Origin of the sequence: Amycolatopsis sp. NPDC049691 (assembly GCF_040675005.1) — a bacterium.
In the GTDB taxonomy this organism is placed as follows: domain Bacteria; phylum Actinomycetota; class Actinomycetes; order Mycobacteriales; family Pseudonocardiaceae; genus Amycolatopsis.
In genome coordinates, this window is record NZ_JBFANX010000024.1 from 60,907 (window position 1) to 76,335 (window position 15,429).

Genomic DNA, 15,429 nt, shown 5'->3' on the forward strand with positions numbered 1-15,429 from the left:
GTAAATGCCACTCGGGGCTGGTGATCTCAACCCTATTAGGGTTACCATTCCTAAAGAAGAAGAACCTTATTTAAGTAAGCCTTCCCTAAATTGTCGTGCACATTTAGGGAAGGCTTACTTCGTTTACTTCAACGGTTCACGGCGGATCGGGCACGACATGCACCGCGGCCCGCCCCGGCCGGAGCCCAGCTCCGAGCCCGCGATCGGCAGCACCTCGATACCGGCCTCTTCCAGACGCTCGTTCGTCTCGACGTTCCGCTCGTACCCGACGACCACGCCCGGCGCCAGGGCGAGCGTGTTGTTGCCGTCGTCCCACTGCTCGCGCTCGGCCGTCACCGGGTCGAGGCCGGTGTCGATGACGCGCAGCCGGTCGATCTCCATCGCCTCCGCCGCGGCGGCCAGGAACGGTGCCGGGCCGGCCACCTTGACGCCGCCGTCGCCGGTCGGGCGCAGCGTGAACGCCGTCAGCGAGTCGCGCGCGAGCGGGTACATCACCACCGCGTCGGCGTCGACCATCGTGCACACCGTGTCCAGGTGCATGGTCGCGCGGGACTGCTCGATCGGCACCGCCAGCACGGTGTGCGCGATGCCGTCGGCGAACACCGACCGCGCGAGCGACTCCGCGCCGGCCGCCGTCGTCCGCTCGCCGACGCCGATGGCGAGCACGCCCGGCGCCAGCAGCATCACGTCGCCGCCCTCGATCGGCGCGGAATGGGCGCCGTACGCGCGGGCCGCGTGCCGGAAGTACGGGTGGTAGGCGTAGATCAGGTCGAGCACCGCGGTCTCGCGGCGCCGCGCCGGCATGGTCAGCGACGAGATCGCCACCCGGTCGGCGATCCACGCCGACGAGTCGCGGGTGAACAGCAGGTTCGGCAGCGGGTCGACGGCGAAGTCGTGCGGGTGGTTCATCATCCGCACCAGCGACGCGCCCTCCGCCGACGGGAGCTCCTCGAACGTCATCCCGGCCATCAGCACTTCGGCGAGCCCGCCCGCGTCGACGCCGGAGAGGTGCGACCGCAGCGAGTCGGCGAGGTCGCCGCCCAGGCGCCGGTCGTCGACCGCCGCGTGCACGCCCGCCGCGTGGGCGCGGTCGTCTTCCAGCGCCGTCCGCAGCGCGTCGGCCAGCAGCAGCACCTCGACGCCGCGGCTGCGCAGCACCTCGGCGAACGCGTCGTGCTCGGCCTGGGCCCGGTCGACCCACGGGATCGAGTCGAACAGGAGCTGGTCGTTGTTGCGGGGCGTCAGCCTTTTGAGCTCGTTGCCGGGCCGGTGCAGCAGCACCGCGCGCAGGGGTCCGACTTCGCTGTCCACCCGGGGAGGTGTCGTTTCGTCGATCACCTGCCGAGCGTACTCAGGGAAGCCAGGAAACGTGCCCCTTGAGCAGCGAGTATCCGACGAAAGAAACGAAGTCGAACAGCGTGTGCGCGGCGACGAGCGGCCACAGCCGGTTCGTCTTCTGCCACAGCCGCCCGAACACCAGCCCCATGACGAAGTTGCCGACGAACCCGCCGAACCCCTGGTACAGGTGGTAGGACCCGCGCAGCACGGCCGCGCCGAACACCGCGGTGTTCTCCCGGACGCCGAGCTGGCGCAGCCGCGTCAGCAGGTACCCGATGACCAGGACCTCTTCGGCGAACGCGTTGCCGAACGCCGAGAGCGTCAGCGTGATCGGCCGCCACCAGGTGTCGCCCAAAGTGGACGGTTGCACCGCCAGGCTGAAGCCCAGGTGGTAGGAGACGAAGTACAGCGCCAGGCCGGGAATCCCGATCAGCGCCGCGAGCCCGAGCGTCAGCAGCGTGTCGCGCTTCGGTGACCGGCGGTCCAGCCCGACCTGGGCCAGCTTGATGCCCGCGCGCCACAGGAAGTACAGGCCGAGCGCGCCCCACCCGACCAGCTGCGCGGCCGAGAGCAGCTGCTTGAGCAGGTCGATCAGGCTGGCCGCGGCCTGGGGCACGTTGAGCTGGACCTGCTGCTGGGCCAGCGGCACCGGCTGCAGCAGCGAGTCCACAAGGGACAGCAGGCTGCGCACGCCGGACAGCCCGAGCGTGATGCCGAAGACGATCAGCAGCTCGACCTTGATCGCCCGGCGTTCGACCGGGTCTTCGATCGCGCCGGGAAACTCGGGCCGGGCCGGGGCCAGCCACGATCGCGCGGTGAACGTCATGCCCGCACGCTACCTTCGGGGTATGCCGAGGAGCATCGCCACCAACGAAACCGTCGACCGCGCCGAGCTGGTCGAGTTCCTGTCCACCCGCCACCGGGCGATCCTGCTGACCACGAAGGCCGACGGCGGGCCGCAGCTCTCGCCGGTCACCTGCGGTGTCGACGCCGAGGGCAGGCTCGTCATCTCGACCTACCCGAAGCGCGCCAAGGTCGTGAACGTCAAGCGCAATCCCCAGGTCTCCGCCTGCATCCTGTCCGACGAGTGGAACGACAAGTGGGTCCAGCTCAACGGCACCGCCGAGGTGCTGGACATCCCGGACTCCGTCGAGCCGCTCGTCGAGTACTTCCGCGCCATTTCCGGCGAACACCCGGACTGGGACGAATACCGCGAAGCCATGGTCAAGCAGGGCAAGAGCATCATCCGCGTGACGATCGAGAGCTGGGGCCCGCTCGCCAAGGGCGGTTTCCCCGCCGAACTAGCCTGACGCGCCGCCGCGCAGGAACGGGCAGCCGACCAGCCGCCGCAGCTCCATCGCGAGCTGCGGCGGGCTGTCGACGGACCTCGAAAACGCCAGCCGGACGTCGTGGTCGCCCGCGTCGGATTCGACGCGCAGCCGCAGCCCGAACCGGTCGAGCCCGAGCGGGCGGATCCGGCCGCCGCGCAGCTCCGCCGGCAGGTGCTTGGCCAGCCGGCCGACGACGTCGGCGTGGTCGCTTTCCAGGTGCCGCAGCCACTGGGCCTCGTAGTCGTGGAACGGGTCCGGTGGCGCCGCGCTGAACATGTGCGGGCGCAGCGAGTGCGTGCCTTCGGCGTCGGCGAGCACGAGCGACGCCGGGGTGAGCCGCAGCAGCGTCACGCCGTGGCCGACGTCGAGGAGCCGTTCGTCCAGCCGCGTCTCGGCGATCGCCACCGCCCGCGCCCGGGCCGACACCGGCGAGAGCGGCCGCAGCCAGCCGGTGATCCAGAGCAGCCCGCGGATCGGCTCGCGCAGGTCGACGGGCGCGCGATCGGCCAGTTCCACCATCACGGCCAGCTCGCCGCGCTGGGTCCGCTTCGCCGCGCCGACCATCGGGTGGTCGTCGGCCAGCAGCACGCTGACGCTGCCGCTGTGGTGCACGTGGTGCAGGACCGGGGTCACGCGCTCGCCGTCCAGGCCGGCGCGTTCGCAGGTGGGCAGCAGGGACGCGGGACCGCCGCGGGTCGCGATCGTCTTGGCGCGCTCGGCGGGGTTCGGCGCCGGCGGGCGGCGGATGGATGTCGGGGCCTCGGTCACGGCTCACCTCCTACTTAGGTGAGCCTAACCTGAATCCAGCGGTCTGGGTAGTCGCTCGATTGCGGTTCGGGTCACGCTTGCTCCGCTGGACGGAATATCCGGTAACGCCCGTGTGCAAATTTCCGAAAAGGCCGGTGACCAGTGAGGCTTGGGGGCCCGACGTGCAGATCGTCCCGGTACCCGAACGCGTGCCCGCGTTCGAGCTCGACCCCGCGATGCCGTCCGGCGCGCTGCCCATCTTCGGCGAGTACCTCGACCGGATCGGCCGGAGCGCCGGCGACCGGCGGTTGCTGACCTGGTTGTTCCTGGCGTTCGGGGTCGCCCAGTTCTTCGCCGGCGCGGGGGTGGCCCTGCCGGTCGGCACGCTCGCGCTGGCCGGGTCGGTCGAGGCGTGGTGGTTCTGCCGCGCGTACGCCAGGGTGCCGGAAACGCGGCTGAAGCGGGAAGCGTTCCGGCAGGTGGACATCGCCGCCGACGGTCTGGTCGCGGCCGGGCGGACGGTCGGCGTGCACCTGCCGGACGGCCGGTGGCTGCGCGTCCGGCTCGACGAGCCCTACCGGTTGCTGGTGGCCGGGCACCGGCGGGTCTGGCTGCTGGGCCGCGGCCCGAAGGTGTTCGTCGGCTTCTCCGGGGTGGTGCGGGTCCGCCGCGCCCGGATCCACGACGCGCCGCCGCCGGGTGCCGTGGCGGTGCCCGCACCGGTCTGGTCCGGTTCGCCGCGGCTCGATCCGGTGCTGACCGCGCACCGCCGCCAGATCGCTCGGGAGCTGCGTGCGACGGCGGCGTTCCTGCTGGTCCTGGCCGGGTTCGCACTGTGGGTCCGGCTCGACTTCCCGGCCGTGGGGTGGGTTGCCTGGTCGGTCGCGGCAGGCGCGTTGCTGGGTGCGTTCGCGGCCGTGCTGCGCTCGTTGGCCCACGGGCGCCCCCTCCCGGCCGAGCACTGGACCGAGCTGCGCGCGGTGCTGGACGGCCCGGTCCGGATGAGCCGCCGCGGCACGGCCCGGTTGAGCGGGCTGACGATGCTGGCCGACGGGACGGTGGTCCGGTTCCGGCTGCCGAAGGCGGATCCGTCGATGGCGGCGAACATCTCGGCGACGGGCCGCCTGTGGATCGCGGGCGTCCCGAAGCCGGGCGCGGCGAAGACGGGCGTGCCGGGCTACCCGGTGCTCGGCACGGTCTGGCTGGTCTGAGCCCAGCCGGGCCGCCACGCGCCGGCGGCCCGCTTCTCCCGGCTGAGGTACGTCCGCAGCGCGGCCAGCGCCGGGTGCGCGTTGTCCCGGCGCCAGACCAGCGAGTGTGGGTAAACCGACACGGGGTACTCGATCGGCACGCGCCGCAGGTCGTGCCCGGGCGGCCACAACACGCGGCTCCCCGTCCCGACGAGGGTCGCCACCGCCGCCGATTCCGCGACGGTGTCCAGCACGACCTCGGTGCCGAAGTTCGGCCTGGCCGCGTCGATCGACAGCCCGAACGCGGCCGCGAACTCGGCGTAGTAGGCACCCCACTCGGTCCCGGGCACCACGCCGGGCATCCAGAGCCGGTGCCCGGCCAGCTCGGCGGGAGTCACCGAAGACGCTCCGGCCAGCGGGTGCGCGGGTCCGCACAGCAGCTGGATGGGTTCGTCGTAGACCCAGTGCGCGGCAAGGTCTTCGGGGAGGTCGACGACGGCGCGGAAGGAGGCGTCGACCGAGCCGTCCCGCACCGCGGCGGTGTCGAAGAGGGTGACGACTTCGAGTTCGGTGTCCGGGTGGGCCTCGTGGAACCCGCGAAGCAGCGAGGCGGGACAGAGCCGCCGCCCGATGACATCGACCCGAAGCGCCCGCTGCATACCGATGCGAGCGCCCCCGCACCTCGGCCCGCAGCAGCTCGCTGGGGGTACGTGAATCCGGCCGCGCCGTGCCGACGAGGTGGCTGCCGTGCGCCTCATAACCTCGCCTCGACCGCCGCCGCGCGTGCCAGGGGCCCCAGAGAGACCAAGACATCCCCCGCCGCTCCCAGGGGGGTGTCCCTATGTGGTTGTCAAGCCGCGGCTGGGGCCGGGGTGGGTTCGGGGTGGCGGTAGTGGGTGCGGTTGCTGATCCGGGTGGCCTCACCGGCCAGGTCGTCGTCGAACCCGACGAGCACCTCCAGCTCGGCCAGGGCCTCGTCCCCGACATCCACGGGCCGGAGTGTGTGGGGCAGGGAGCGGGCGGCGTCGGCGAGGACAAACGCATCCCGCGCATCGGTCTGCGCCCGCCCGGGGTAGAGGTCGGCGATGCGGCGCATGGCCAGGCCGGGCAGGTAGGCGACTTGGTCTCCGGCGGCGCGGGCGACCGCGACCGGCAGTGCCCCGATCGTGGCGGGCTGGTCGACCACCACCAGCAGCGGCCCGTGGGCGGCGAGCTCGGCGAACAGGGCTTTCAGCTTGGATTCGGTGTTGGGCAGGGGCCCGTCATGCAGCCGGTTGCCCTCGGGGTCCAGGCCGACCGCGTGGTGGGCGTCCTTGCCGACGTCCAAGCCGAGAAACACGCTGAAGCTGCTGCTCACCCACCACGCCGTTTCGTTCGCCGCGACGTGGTCACCGGGTCAGGCATCGAGCGCCGGCACCCACGTTACGACCAGACCGACCAAGCTGGTGGCCGTGTCCCTATCAGCGGTCCCTCGATGCCACCAGACCCGGTGACACCACCCCCCCCGGATCATGGGTTCGACTGGGGGCGTCAGTCATGCCGGGCCTGGCGACCACAGCTCCTTGATCAGGAACTACGAAAAGGTAACGGGGCGTCCCCGGTCCCAGTCTATCGGCTGGGTGCGACACAAAACCGGAAAACCGCCCCGGCGACCGAAGTTGTCCACAATCGGTGGCGGCTGTGGATAACCCTTGCGGTGCAACGGCTTGCCGCGCGGCTGGTTGCTCCCGCTGTCGATCCTCGCTTTGATCTCACGGTGATGCGCGGGCGGTCGCTGGGGCCGCGATTCCGATGGCTCTGGTCGGCGTACGCGGTGAGCGCGTTCGGTACCTGGCTCGGCTTCGGGGCCTTCCCGATGCTGGCCATCCTCGTCCTGCACGCCGGTCCCGCCGCCGTCTCCGCGCTCGCCGCCGTCGGGCCTGCTGTCGGGGCTCTCGTGGCCGTTCCGCTCGGGCCGTGGGTCGACCGGCGGCGCAAGCGGCCGGTCATGATCGCCATGGACCTCGTGCGGTTCGCGGCCCTCGTCAGCGTGCCCGCCCTCTACGCCCTCGGCGCCCTCAGCTTCGCGCAGCTGCTCGCCGTCTCGGTCGTCGTCGCCGCGGCGGACATCACCTTCACCTCGGCCGGCGGTGCCTTCCTCAAGGGCCTCGTGCCGCCCGAAGACCTGCTGCTCGCCAACGGCCGGTTCGAGTCGACGAACTGGACCGCCACCGCGCTCGGCCCGCCGCTGGGCGGCGCTGCCTTCGCGCTCTTCGGCCCGGTGACTTCCGTCGCCGCCAACGCCGTCAGCTTCCTGCTCTCCGCACTCGGCATCCGGGCGATCGGCGGGGACGAACCGCGCCCGCACCGGACCGCCCGCCCCACCGCGCGGGACCTGGCCGGCGGCTGGCGCACAATCCTGACCCACCCCGGGCTGCGGCCGCTCTACTTCAACGTCCTCCTCTTCAACGGCCTGATCATGGCCACCGAACCGCTGCTCGCCGTGCTGATGCTGAACCAGCTCGGGTTCACGCCGTGGCAGTACGGGCTCGCGTTCGCCGCGCCGTGCCTCGGCGGGCTCGCCGGCTCGCGGCTGACCCCGCGGCTCGTCCGGCGGTTCGGCAGGCACCCGGTCCTGCTGACGTCCGGGGCGATCCGCGCCTGCTGGCTGCTCGCGCTCGCCTTCGTCCCGGGCGGCACCGGCGGGCTCGTCTTCGTGATGCTCGTCGAGCTGGGCATCATCGCCAGCTGCAGCGTCTTCAACCCGGTGCTCGCGACCTACCGGCTCGAGCAGCTCCCGGCGGACCGCGTCGCGAGCACGCTCTCGGCGTGGTCGGTCAGCACCAAGGCCTCGATCGCCACGCTGACCGCGCTCTGGGGCGTCCTCGCGAGCTTCACCGGCCCGCGCGTCGCGATCGGTGTCGCCGGGGTTCTGGTGCTGGCGACGCCGTTGCTGCTGCCGCGCCGCGACCGGACGCCCGTGGCCGTCTAACCCAGCGACTTCCGCGTCGCCTGCTCGGTCTCCAGCACGCCCTGCCGGATGCCCTCGAGCTGGTCGCTCAGCTCGCGCACCGCGCCGGTGTCCACCGCGAAGTCCGTGGTCGCCGCCGTCAGCTCCGCGACCCGGGCCACCAGGCTGTCCAGCCCGAGAGCGCCCGACTGCAGCTGGGCCAGCAGCTTGTCGCGGGCGCCCGAAAGCCGCGTGTGCACGTCCTCCTGCGCCTGGACCGCCGCCAGCGCCTGCTCGAGGTCACCCCGGACCTCCTCGCGCGCCGACGACAGCGACCCCTCCAGCCGACGCCGTTCGCGCGTCACGGCGTCGAGGTCGACCCGCGACAGCGCCTTCCCGGTCGCCGACGCGCGGCCGGCCAAGCGCCGCAGCGTTTCCAGGGTCTCCCGCACCACCGGTTCCATGTCCGCGACGCGGTCGGCGAGCGGGCCGGCGTCGAGGGACGAGCTCAGCGAGGTGAACCCGTCGGCCGCGCCTTCGGCCCGGCGCAGCCAGTTCTCCTCGTCGGACCCCTGGACGACGTCGAGCACCCGCGCTTCCCGCCGCCGCGGTGCCGGCTCACTGCCCAGCGCGGCCACGCCGGCGCGGGCGACCAGCACCGCCACCCCGATCAGGACGGCGAGGAGCACCGGCAGCTGGACGGCCCACGCCACCCCGGCCGACGTGGCGGCCAGCAGCAGCCCCCACGGTTCGGCGAGCTCACGGGCGAACTTCATGTCAGAAATTCGAGATCACGGAGGTGAACACCTGGTTGATCGAGTCCGGTTTGGACGAATCGTACTCCGATCCCTCGGTCGCCTCCGCGATCTGCTTCAGCACGCCCTGGTCGGCGTCCGAGCCGTAGGCGATCGTGAACAGCCGGACCGTCTCCGCGTTGCCCTCCGGCCGCAGCTGCGGCAGCAGGTGGTCGAGGTCGATGCCGCCGGAGTCCTCGTTGCGCCCGTCGGTCAGCACGACGACCGCGTTGATCGCCGCCGGGTCGAGGTGCGCCTTCATGTACTCGTACGCGGCCTGCGAGGAGTCGTAGAGCCCGGTGCCCGCCTGTGGCGTGAGCCCGCTCAGCCGCATCGCGAGAGTCTCCTTGCCGCTGTTCCCCAGCGCCTGCAGCGGGACCAGCTCCTGGTAGTCCTTGTCGCCGTCGAGGTGGGTCGAGAACTGCCAGAGCCCGACCTGGTCGCGCGGCACGAACTGGCCGAGCGCGTCGATGGCGGCCTGCTTGGCGAGGTCGATCTTGCTCTTGCCGGTGCCCTTGACCTCGTCGCCCATCGAGCCCGAGACGTCCACCACCAGCAGCACGTTCGCCTTCTTGCGCAGCTCGGTCCACGTCGTGAGCAGCTTCGAGAGCACGGTCGGCGACGGCGGCCGGATGAAGTTGATCTTCGCGTCCGGCTGGACGCCGTTGGCGGCGGTCGCCTGCGGGCCCGGCTGGCCGTCGAACGAGCGGAAGCCCAGCGCGGCGAACTTCTGCTGCGTGTCCGGGCCGCGCAGGTAGCCCAGGAAGTCGGCGGCGATCTGCTTGCGCGTCGGGTCGGCCCAGTTCAGCGTCACGAACGGGTGGTCGGAGTTCAGCGTCCCGTCGGCCGGGTAGATCCCCACGAGCGGCACCTTCGGGGGCGCGTGCTGGCCCGCCTTCGCCGGATCGGTCGTCGGGTTGCCCTGGTTGTAGCCGATCAGGGAGTTCTCCTCGACGGTCACCGCCGAGATGTACGACAGTGCGGCGCCGCGGTCGTCGGCCTTCTGCAGGTTCGTCAGGAACGTCAGCGTGTTGTCGCCGTAGTGCACGATCGCCTGCTCGATGTTCGAGACGAACTGCTTGGCCTCGGGCTTCTCGAGCGCGGCGGCGGTGAGGTCGGACGACGTTCCGGTGGCCGCGTAGTACGCGCCGATGGTGGCGTTCAGGCCGGCCGTGGAGATGTTCGGGTTCGTCTTGCCCAGCCGGAACTTCCCCCACTCCGGGTGGCCGTACTTCGCCCAGCCCGCCGGGTCGGTCGCCAGCGTGGCGAGGTCCTTCCAGCCGATCGGCTTGGCCGGCCAGCCCAGCGCCTCGGCCATCGGCTTCGGCATCGCGACGGTCAGCGGCGAGTTCGCGATCGACTGCGGGTCGCCGTCCGGCACGATCGACGCCGTGTCGCCCTTCGCGTTGACGCGCAGCAGGTTGACCCAGCCGCTCGCGGCCGGCGTCCAGACGTCCGGGCGCGGCCCGTCGGTGGCCTCGTTCCAGCCGTTCGCCAGCGCCTGCATCGCGACGCCCGACGACTTCGACTTCACGACGACGTCGACGCAGTGCCCGGCGACGGTCCGTCCGGAGTAGGCCTTCGCCGCTTCTTGGACGATTCCGGCCTTTTCCGGTGAAGAAGCGACGGTGAGCGCGATCGCGTCCGAGCCCGTGCATTTCGGAGCGTCCGCGTCGTCGCTCGAGCCGCTGGTCCAGGCCCGGATCCCGATGATCAGCCCGGCGGCGACCACGACCGCCGCCACGAACGGGAGGATCTTTCTCTTTCGCCGTGCTGGTTGGGAATTGATCATCGAACCCTCCCCGTTCCGCTGCCGGAATTCCATTATCCGGCAAGGGAACGGGGAGGGGACGGTATTTTGACTATCGCTTAGGGCCGCGGCGCGACCACGTCCACGCGTAGCCCGGGTCTTCGGACGCGTCGGCGGCCTCGCCGAGCTCCAGCGGCGCGAACGTGTCGACCATGACCGCGGTCTCGTCGAAGAACTCCGCGCCGATCGACGCCTCCGCCGCGCCCGGCTGCGGGCCGTGGGTGAACCCGGACGGGTGCAGCGACAGCGAGCCGACGCCGATGCCCGAGCCCTTGCGGGCCTCGTAGTCGCCGCGCACGTAGAACATCAGCTCGTCGGAGTCGACGTTCGCGTGGTTGTACGGCACCGGGATCGAGTCCTCGTGGTAGTCGACCTTCCGCGGGCAGAAGGAGCAGACGACGAAGTTCGGGCCCTCGAACGTCTGGTGCACGGGCGGCGGCTGGTGCACGCGGCCGGTGATCGGCTCGAAGTCGTCGATGTTGAACGCCCACGGGTAGAGGCAGCCGTCCCAGCCGACGACGTCGAAGGGGTGCGTCGCGTACGTGTAGCGCGTCAGGCCCGCGCGGTGGCGCACGAGGACGTCGACGTCCTCGCCGTCTTCCAGCAGGGGCTCCGACGGCCCCCGGATGTCACGCTCGCAGTACGGCGAGTGCTCCAGGAACTGGCCCTTCGCCGACAGGTACCGCTTCGGCGGCCCGATGTGCCCGCGCGCCTCCAGGACGAAGAGGCCGACCTCGCCGTGGGGGAGGACGCGGTAGGTGCACGACGTCGGGATGACGAGGTAGTCGCCGTCGCCGACCTCCAGGCGGCCGTAGATCGTCTCGACGGTCGCGGAGCCGCCCTGGACGTAGAACAGCTCGTCGCCCGCCGCGTTGCGGTACAGCGGGCTGGGCGCGGTCGCGGCGACGTAGGAGATGGTGACGTCGTTGTTGCCGAACAGGCGCCGCCGGTCGGTCACGGCGTCGGCCTCGCCGCCGAACTTGAGGTCCCGGGTCTGGAACGCGCGCGGCTTGAGCGGGTGGTTCGGCGTGAGCGGCCCGCGGTCCTCGTCGACGGCGACCGCGTCGACGATCGCCGTCGGCAGGCCGCGGTGGTAGAGCAGGGCGGAGTCGGCGGAGAAGCCCTCGACGCCCATCAGTTCCTCGGCGTAAAGGCCGCCGCCGGGCTTGCGGAACGCGGTGTGCCGCTTGTGCGGGATCTCGCCTACTTGCCGGTAGTAAGGCATCGGCGCTCCCTCCAAAAGGTGTCCGTTGTGCGAACGATTTTGTCCTCATGTCGTACGCTACTAGCGTGTCAGTCGTGTCAAGCGCTGTGGAACTCACGCCCCCCGGCCCCCGTGGAATTCCTCCCCTGTTCGCGAGGCTCGTCGACGACTCGGCGCTGTTCCCTCCGGGCGATGCGGCCATGCCCGAAGCCCTGCGCGCGCACTTCGCGAGCCGGGAGTCCGAACACGCCGGTGTCCTGGGGGTTTTCCTCTGCCAGGCGTCCCGGCTGCCGGAGCTGATCACCGAGCTGATCAAGATCAAGCCGAAGCAGCCGCTGCCGCTTTCCTTGATCATCGACACCGGTCTCGGCGGCGTCCCGAAGGCCATCTCCATCGTCGAGTCGCGCAGCGAGCTGCTGGCGCTGCGGATGGTCGAGATGCCGGCGCCGTCGGACGTCGACGAGGTGTGGCTGGAGCGCGTCTCGGAGTTCGTCCCGGAGGACGTCATCCGCGTCGTCGAGCCGCGGCGCGGCGTCGGCTGGCTGGACGGCGTCCGCAAGGTGATCGAGCACGGCAGCTGGCCGAAGATCCGCTGCGGCGGCCAGGCGGGCGAGAACTTCCCGAGCGTCGACGAGGTGGCGGACTTCCTCGCCGTCGTCAGCGGGGCGGAAGGGGCGTCGTTCAAGGCGACGAACAGCCTGCATCGCGCGGTCCGGCACGCCGACCCGGACACCGGGTTCGTGCACCACGGCTTCCTGAACCTGCTCGTGGCCTCCGCGCGCAGCCTCTCCGGCGGCGACGTCCGGGCGGCGCTGGAGTCGACCGACGCCGAGGCGCTGGCGGACGAGGCCCGCGCGTTGTCCGAGCCGGCCGCGAAGGCCGTCCGGGCGCTCTTCGCGTCGTACGCGGCGGCGTCGTTCGAGCAGCCCGTGCGCGACATGGGCGAACTCGGCTTGCTGTGACCAGCCGGGAGGGGTCGCTGACGCTCGACCGGGGGCTGGCGCTGCTGCAGGCAGTGGCCGACGCCGGCGGCGACGCGGCGACCATCTCCGAGCTGGCCGTGGCCATCGGGGCCAGCCGCGCGGCCGTCTACCGGCTGCTCGTGCCGCTGTCGGAGCGCGGGCTGGTCTGGCGGGACGGCACGAAGGTCCGGCTCGGCGTCGGCCTGCTCCGGCTGGCCGGACAGGTGCTGCCGCAGCTGCGGGACGCCGCCGGTCCGGTACTGCGCGAGCTGGCCGAGAAGGTCGGCGCGACCGCGCACCTGTCGGTCGCGCAGGGGACGCAAGCGCTTGCGGTGGCCGTCGTCGAGCCGTCGTGGACGAGCTTCCACGTCGCCTACCGCGTCGGGAGCCGCCACTCGCTGACGGCGGGTGCGGCGGGCAAGGCGATGTCGCTGCGCCCGGGCGGCGACGGCTGGGTGACCTCGACGGGCGAGCTGCAGGCGGGCGCGTCCGGCGTCGCGGCGCCGGTCCGCGGGGTGCCCGGGCTGAAGGCGAGCGTGGGTGTCGTCTCGCTGGAGCCGCTGAATGCCGCCGAGGTGGGCCCTCAGGTCGTCGCGGCCGCCGCCCGGCTGGCGGACATCCTGAAGGCCTAACGCAGCGGCTTGACCATCGTCAGCAGCAGCGTGACGTCGATCGTGAACAGCAGCCGCTCGAACAGCCCCAGCGTGACCTCCTGGTTGGCCGGGCCGAGGACGAGCGTGAGGACGAACCCGCCGAGCACCACGCCGACGCTGGCGAAGCTCGCCGCGGCCAGGCGCCGGATCGTCGTCCGGCGCGGTTCCCACGGGCAGCGCTCGCGGCCTTTCCGCGTGAGGACGAACGCGGCCGCGGGCAGGGCGACGAACGCGGTCAGCGCGGCGAGGTTGTGGATCTGCCCGGCCGTCGAGCGCGCCTGTCCGTCGGGGTCGACGGGTACGAGCCCGCACACCAGCAGGCCGGCCGACCAGACGCCGAGGAGCACGCAGACGGCGGTGGTGCCGGGCCGGTGGGCCTTGGCGATGCCGCCCAGCAGCGCGACCGAGCCGAGCGACAGCGCCAGGCACATGACGCTGAACAGGGGCGCGGCCGAGGACGAGCCGAGCTTGCCGTAGACGTACTCCGACAGCGTCTGCCAGACCGGGCTGACCTGGCCGGACAGGCGCAGGTGCAGGTCGATCGAGATGGCCACGGCCAAGCCGATGCCGCCGAGCGCGAGCCGCCCGTGCAGTGGCGAGACGGCGGCGGTCAAGGGCTTGTTCACCGGGCGCTCATCCTTTCGTTCCCGAAAGGTTACCCGGCGAACCTGTGAAAGATCGGTCAGAAGGCGAGCTGGAGCAGGGCGAACGCCGCGAACCCGGCGAACGCGAACCCGGCGCAGCGCTGGATCAGCTTCGGCTTGATCCGGCTGCGGATCTTCCCGCCGATGAACACCGCGAGCCCGGCGACGACGATCAGCGCGGCGAAGGCGCCGACGCCGACCGCGACGGGGTTGCCGATCCGCGCGGCGAGGCTCGCCGTCGCGAGCTGGGAGGCGTCACCCCACTCGGCGGCGAAGAGCACGCCGAACGACGTCATCGCGGAGCGCAGGAAGGACAGCGGCGCGGGGCCGATGCGCGAAGCGTCGTCGCCGGCTTCGTCCGCTTCGCTGAATCCCTCGCGAAGGAGCATGAAAGAGCCGAGGCCGAACATCGCGGCGACGACGAGCGAAAGGACGACGTCCGGTAACAGCGTCAACACGCTGCCGAACGCGACCGCGATGATGCATTGCACGGCGAACGCGGCGCACACCCCGGCGAATACCGGACCACCGCGGAAACGGGTGGTCAGCACCAGGGTCGCCACCAGCGTCTTGTCCGGCAGCTCCACGGCGAGGACCAGGCCGAACGCGCTGATCAACGCCACCATCGCGGCAGTCATGAGTATTTCTTCGCCCCTTTCACTGCAACGATAAAGGGGAGCTTCGGAACGCCGCAAGCTGATGGCTTCCGCGAAATTGCCGGATCGGCGGCCATGAATTTGTCGTCAAGCCGTGTCGCACAATTTTCTTCGGCGCGCCGAAAATTTGATTGTGGCCTCCGGTAGGTTGACGGCATGGGGTCTGAAGCGCGTGCTGCGCAGGTCGAAGAGGTCATCCGCCGGTTGGAAGCGCACTACGTCTTCCCCGACGTCGCGGCGAAGCTGGCGGAAGTGCTGCGCCAGCGGCTCGGCGAAGGCGCGTACGCGGACGTCGACGACGCCGTGTTTGCGACGCTCGTCACCGCGGACCTGCAGTCGGTCAACGGCGACAAGCACCTGCGCCTGCGCCACCACGCCGACCCGGTCGCCGACGACGGCGACGCGGCGATGAACTCCGACGAGTACCGGCTCGAAGCCGAGCTGGAGAGCTTCGGCATCGCCGAGGTCAAACGGCTCGCCGGCAACGTCGGCTACCTCGACACGACGATGCTCTACCCGCCCGAGCTGGCCGGGCCGGCGATCGCGGCGGCGATGACGCTGCTCGCGCCAGCCGACGCGCTGCTGCTCGACGTCCGCCGCAACCGCGGCGGCACCCCGGGCACGAGTGCGCTGCTGCAGACCTACCTCGTCGACGAGCAGGTCCACTACCTCGACATCTACGAGCGCGAAGGCCACAAGACCACGCAGATGTGGACGCTGCCGTACGTCCCGGGGGCGCGGTTCGGCGGCACCAAGCCGGTCTGGGTGCTGACCGGCCCGCGGACGTTCTCCGGTGGTGAGGACCTCGCGTTCTCGCTCCAGCAGCAGGGCCGCGCGAAGACGGTGGGCGAGGCCACCCGTGGTGGTGCTCACCCGCGTGAACAGTACAAAGTGGACACCTACCTCGACGTGACCGTCTCGATCGCGCGCTCGCTCCACCCGGAGACGGGGGAGAACTGGGAGGGCGCCGGCGTCCGCCCGGACATCGCGGTGGCCGCGGACCAGGCGTTCGACACGGCGTACGAGCTGGCCTTGCGGCACGTCCTCGAGCTGGGCGCCGACGGGCCGCGGCGGGGTGTCGCCGAGGAGGCGCGGCAGGCACTCGACCAGGTGAAGGACGTTGGTCCCGGGAGGGACGGGACCGTTTGATCTAGCTGGGTCCGGCGGCCCG

The 15,429-nt window shown here is 71.4% G+C and carries 15 protein-coding genes and 1 pseudogene; 6 read left to right on the forward strand and 10 right to left on the reverse strand.

Annotated features, from left to right (window positions below; translation table 11 throughout):
* Window positions 1-123: 123 nt before the first annotated feature.
* Window positions 124-1,311 (reverse strand): arginine deiminase, encoded by a 1,188-nt coding sequence (locus tag AB0J40_RS38975; protein WP_364464195.1) that lies wholly within the window; start codon window positions 1,309-1,311, stop codon window positions 124-126.
* 40 nt (window positions 1,312-1,351) lie between these two features.
* Complete coding sequence (locus AB0J40_RS38980; protein ID WP_364463984.1) at window positions 1,352-2,164, reverse strand: type II CAAX endopeptidase family protein; 813 nt, start codon at window positions 2,162-2,164, stop codon at window positions 1,352-1,354.
* 22 nt (window positions 2,165-2,186) lie between these two features.
* On the opposite strand from AB0J40_RS38980, the gene AB0J40_RS38985 reads away from it, so the two are divergent.
* Window positions 2,187-2,648 (forward strand): PPOX class F420-dependent oxidoreductase, encoded by a 462-nt coding sequence (locus AB0J40_RS38985; RefSeq protein WP_364463987.1) that lies wholly within the window; start codon window positions 2,187-2,189, stop codon window positions 2,646-2,648.
* Here the strand turns inward: AB0J40_RS38985 and AB0J40_RS38990 are convergent.
* Window positions 2,640-3,437: a DUF2470 domain-containing protein gene (locus AB0J40_RS38990; protein WP_364463990.1), complete on the reverse strand. Its 798-nt coding sequence runs from the start codon at window positions 3,435-3,437 to the stop codon at window positions 2,640-2,642. The genes AB0J40_RS38985 and AB0J40_RS38990 overlap by 9 nt on opposite strands.
* Window positions 3,438-3,571: 134 nt before the next feature.
* Here AB0J40_RS38990 and AB0J40_RS38995 point away from each other — a divergent pair, with 134 nt between their 5' ends.
* On the forward strand, window positions 3,572-4,627 hold the full coding sequence (locus AB0J40_RS38995; protein WP_364463992.1) for a hypothetical protein: 1,056 nt from the start codon (window positions 3,572-3,574) through the stop codon (window positions 4,625-4,627).
* Here AB0J40_RS38995 and AB0J40_RS39000 read toward each other — a convergent pair.
* Both AB0J40_RS39000 and AB0J40_RS39005 read right to left on the reverse strand, forming a co-directional pair.
* A complete protein-coding gene (locus AB0J40_RS39000; protein ID WP_364463995.1) occupies window positions 4,594-5,265 on the reverse strand; it encodes a LysR family transcriptional regulator substrate-binding protein in 672 nt (223 codons plus the stop codon). The genes AB0J40_RS38995 and AB0J40_RS39000 overlap by 34 nt on opposite strands.
* Before the next feature lie 239 nt (window positions 5,266-5,504).
* Window positions 5,505-5,963, reverse strand: a pseudogene (locus tag AB0J40_RS39005) (IS110 family transposase); the annotation flags it as partial.
* A gap of 399 nt (window positions 5,964-6,362) precedes the next feature.
* On the opposite strand from AB0J40_RS39005, the gene AB0J40_RS39010 reads away from it, so the two are divergent.
* Complete coding sequence (locus AB0J40_RS39010; RefSeq protein ID WP_364463998.1) at window positions 6,363-7,577, forward strand: MFS transporter; 1,215 nt, start codon at window positions 6,363-6,365, stop codon at window positions 7,575-7,577.
* On the opposite strand, the gene AB0J40_RS39015 is transcribed toward AB0J40_RS39010, so the two are convergent.
* The 3 genes from AB0J40_RS39015 to AB0J40_RS39025 form a co-directional block, all read right to left on the reverse strand.
* On the reverse strand, window positions 7,574-8,311 hold the full coding sequence (locus tag AB0J40_RS39015; RefSeq protein WP_364464001.1) for a hypothetical protein: 738 nt from the start codon (window positions 8,309-8,311) through the stop codon (window positions 7,574-7,576). The genes AB0J40_RS39010 and AB0J40_RS39015 overlap by 4 nt on opposite strands.
* Window position 8,312: 1 nt before the next feature.
* Entirely contained in the window at window positions 8,313-10,121 is a 1,809-nt protein-coding gene (locus tag AB0J40_RS39020; protein WP_364464002.1) for a substrate-binding and VWA domain-containing protein, read from the reverse strand.
* 70 nt (window positions 10,122-10,191) lie between these two features.
* Window positions 10,192-11,364, reverse strand: a complete 1,173-nt coding sequence (locus AB0J40_RS39025) for a homogentisate 1,2-dioxygenase (RefSeq protein WP_364464004.1) — start codon at window positions 11,362-11,364, stop codon at window positions 10,192-10,194.
* 86 nt (window positions 11,365-11,450) lie between these two features.
* Between AB0J40_RS39025 and AB0J40_RS39030 the strand changes: the two genes are divergently transcribed.
* Window positions 11,451-12,305 (forward strand): hypothetical protein, encoded by an 855-nt coding sequence (locus AB0J40_RS39030; protein WP_364464198.1) that lies wholly within the window; start codon window positions 11,451-11,453, stop codon window positions 12,303-12,305.
* Window positions 12,302-12,937, forward strand: a complete 636-nt coding sequence (locus AB0J40_RS39035) for a helix-turn-helix domain-containing protein (RefSeq protein ID WP_364464006.1) — start codon at window positions 12,302-12,304, stop codon at window positions 12,935-12,937. The genes AB0J40_RS39030 and AB0J40_RS39035 overlap by 4 nt, the downstream gene beginning before the upstream one ends.
* Here AB0J40_RS39035 and AB0J40_RS39040 read toward each other — a convergent pair.
* Both AB0J40_RS39040 and AB0J40_RS39045 read right to left on the reverse strand, forming a co-directional pair.
* Window positions 12,934-13,584 (reverse strand): DUF998 domain-containing protein, encoded by a 651-nt coding sequence (locus tag AB0J40_RS39040; protein ID WP_364464009.1) that lies wholly within the window; start codon window positions 13,582-13,584, stop codon window positions 12,934-12,936. The two genes, AB0J40_RS39035 and AB0J40_RS39040, sit on opposite strands and share 4 nt — an antisense overlap.
* Window positions 13,585-13,640: 56 nt before the next feature.
* Entirely contained in the window at window positions 13,641-14,228 is a 588-nt protein-coding gene (locus AB0J40_RS39045) for a TMEM165/GDT1 family protein (protein WP_364464201.1), read from the reverse strand.
* A gap of 186 nt (window positions 14,229-14,414) precedes the next feature.
* Between AB0J40_RS39045 and AB0J40_RS39050 the strand changes: the two genes are divergently transcribed.
* Complete coding sequence (locus AB0J40_RS39050) at window positions 14,415-15,407, forward strand: S41 family peptidase (protein WP_364464012.1); 993 nt, start codon at window positions 14,415-14,417, stop codon at window positions 15,405-15,407.
* Window positions 15,408-15,429: the final 22 nt, after the last annotated feature.

Bases quoted from the DNA above. Each gene is read 5' to 3' on its own strand.
- AB0J40_RS39045 (WP_364464201.1), bottom strand. From the start codon at position 14,228: ATGGTGGCGTTGATCAGCGCGTTCGGCCTGGTCCTCGCCGTGGAGCTG.
- AB0J40_RS39015 (WP_364464001.1), bottom strand. From the start codon at position 8,311: ATGAAGTTCGCCCGTGAGCTCGCCGAACCGTGGGGGCTGCTGCTGGCC.
- AB0J40_RS38980 (WP_364463984.1), bottom strand. From the start codon at position 2,164: ATGACGTTCACCGCGCGATCGTGGCTGGCCCCGGCCCGGCCCGAGTTT.
- AB0J40_RS39025 (WP_364464004.1), bottom strand. From the start codon at position 11,364: ATGCCTTACTACCGGCAAGTAGGCGAGATCCCGCACAAGCGGCACACC.
- AB0J40_RS39000 (WP_364463995.1), bottom strand. From the start codon at position 5,265: ATGCAGCGGGCGCTTCGGGTCGATGTCATCGGGCGGCGGCTCTGTCCC.
- AB0J40_RS38985 (WP_364463987.1), top strand. From the start codon at position 2,187: ATGCCGAGGAGCATCGCCACCAACGAAACCGTCGACCGCGCCGAGCTG.
- AB0J40_RS39050 (WP_364464012.1), top strand. From the start codon at position 14,415: ATGGGGTCTGAAGCGCGTGCTGCGCAGGTCGAAGAGGTCATCCGCCGG.
- AB0J40_RS39020 (WP_364464002.1), bottom strand. From the start codon at position 10,121: ATGATCAATTCCCAACCAGCACGGCGAAAGAGAAAGATCCTCCCGTTC.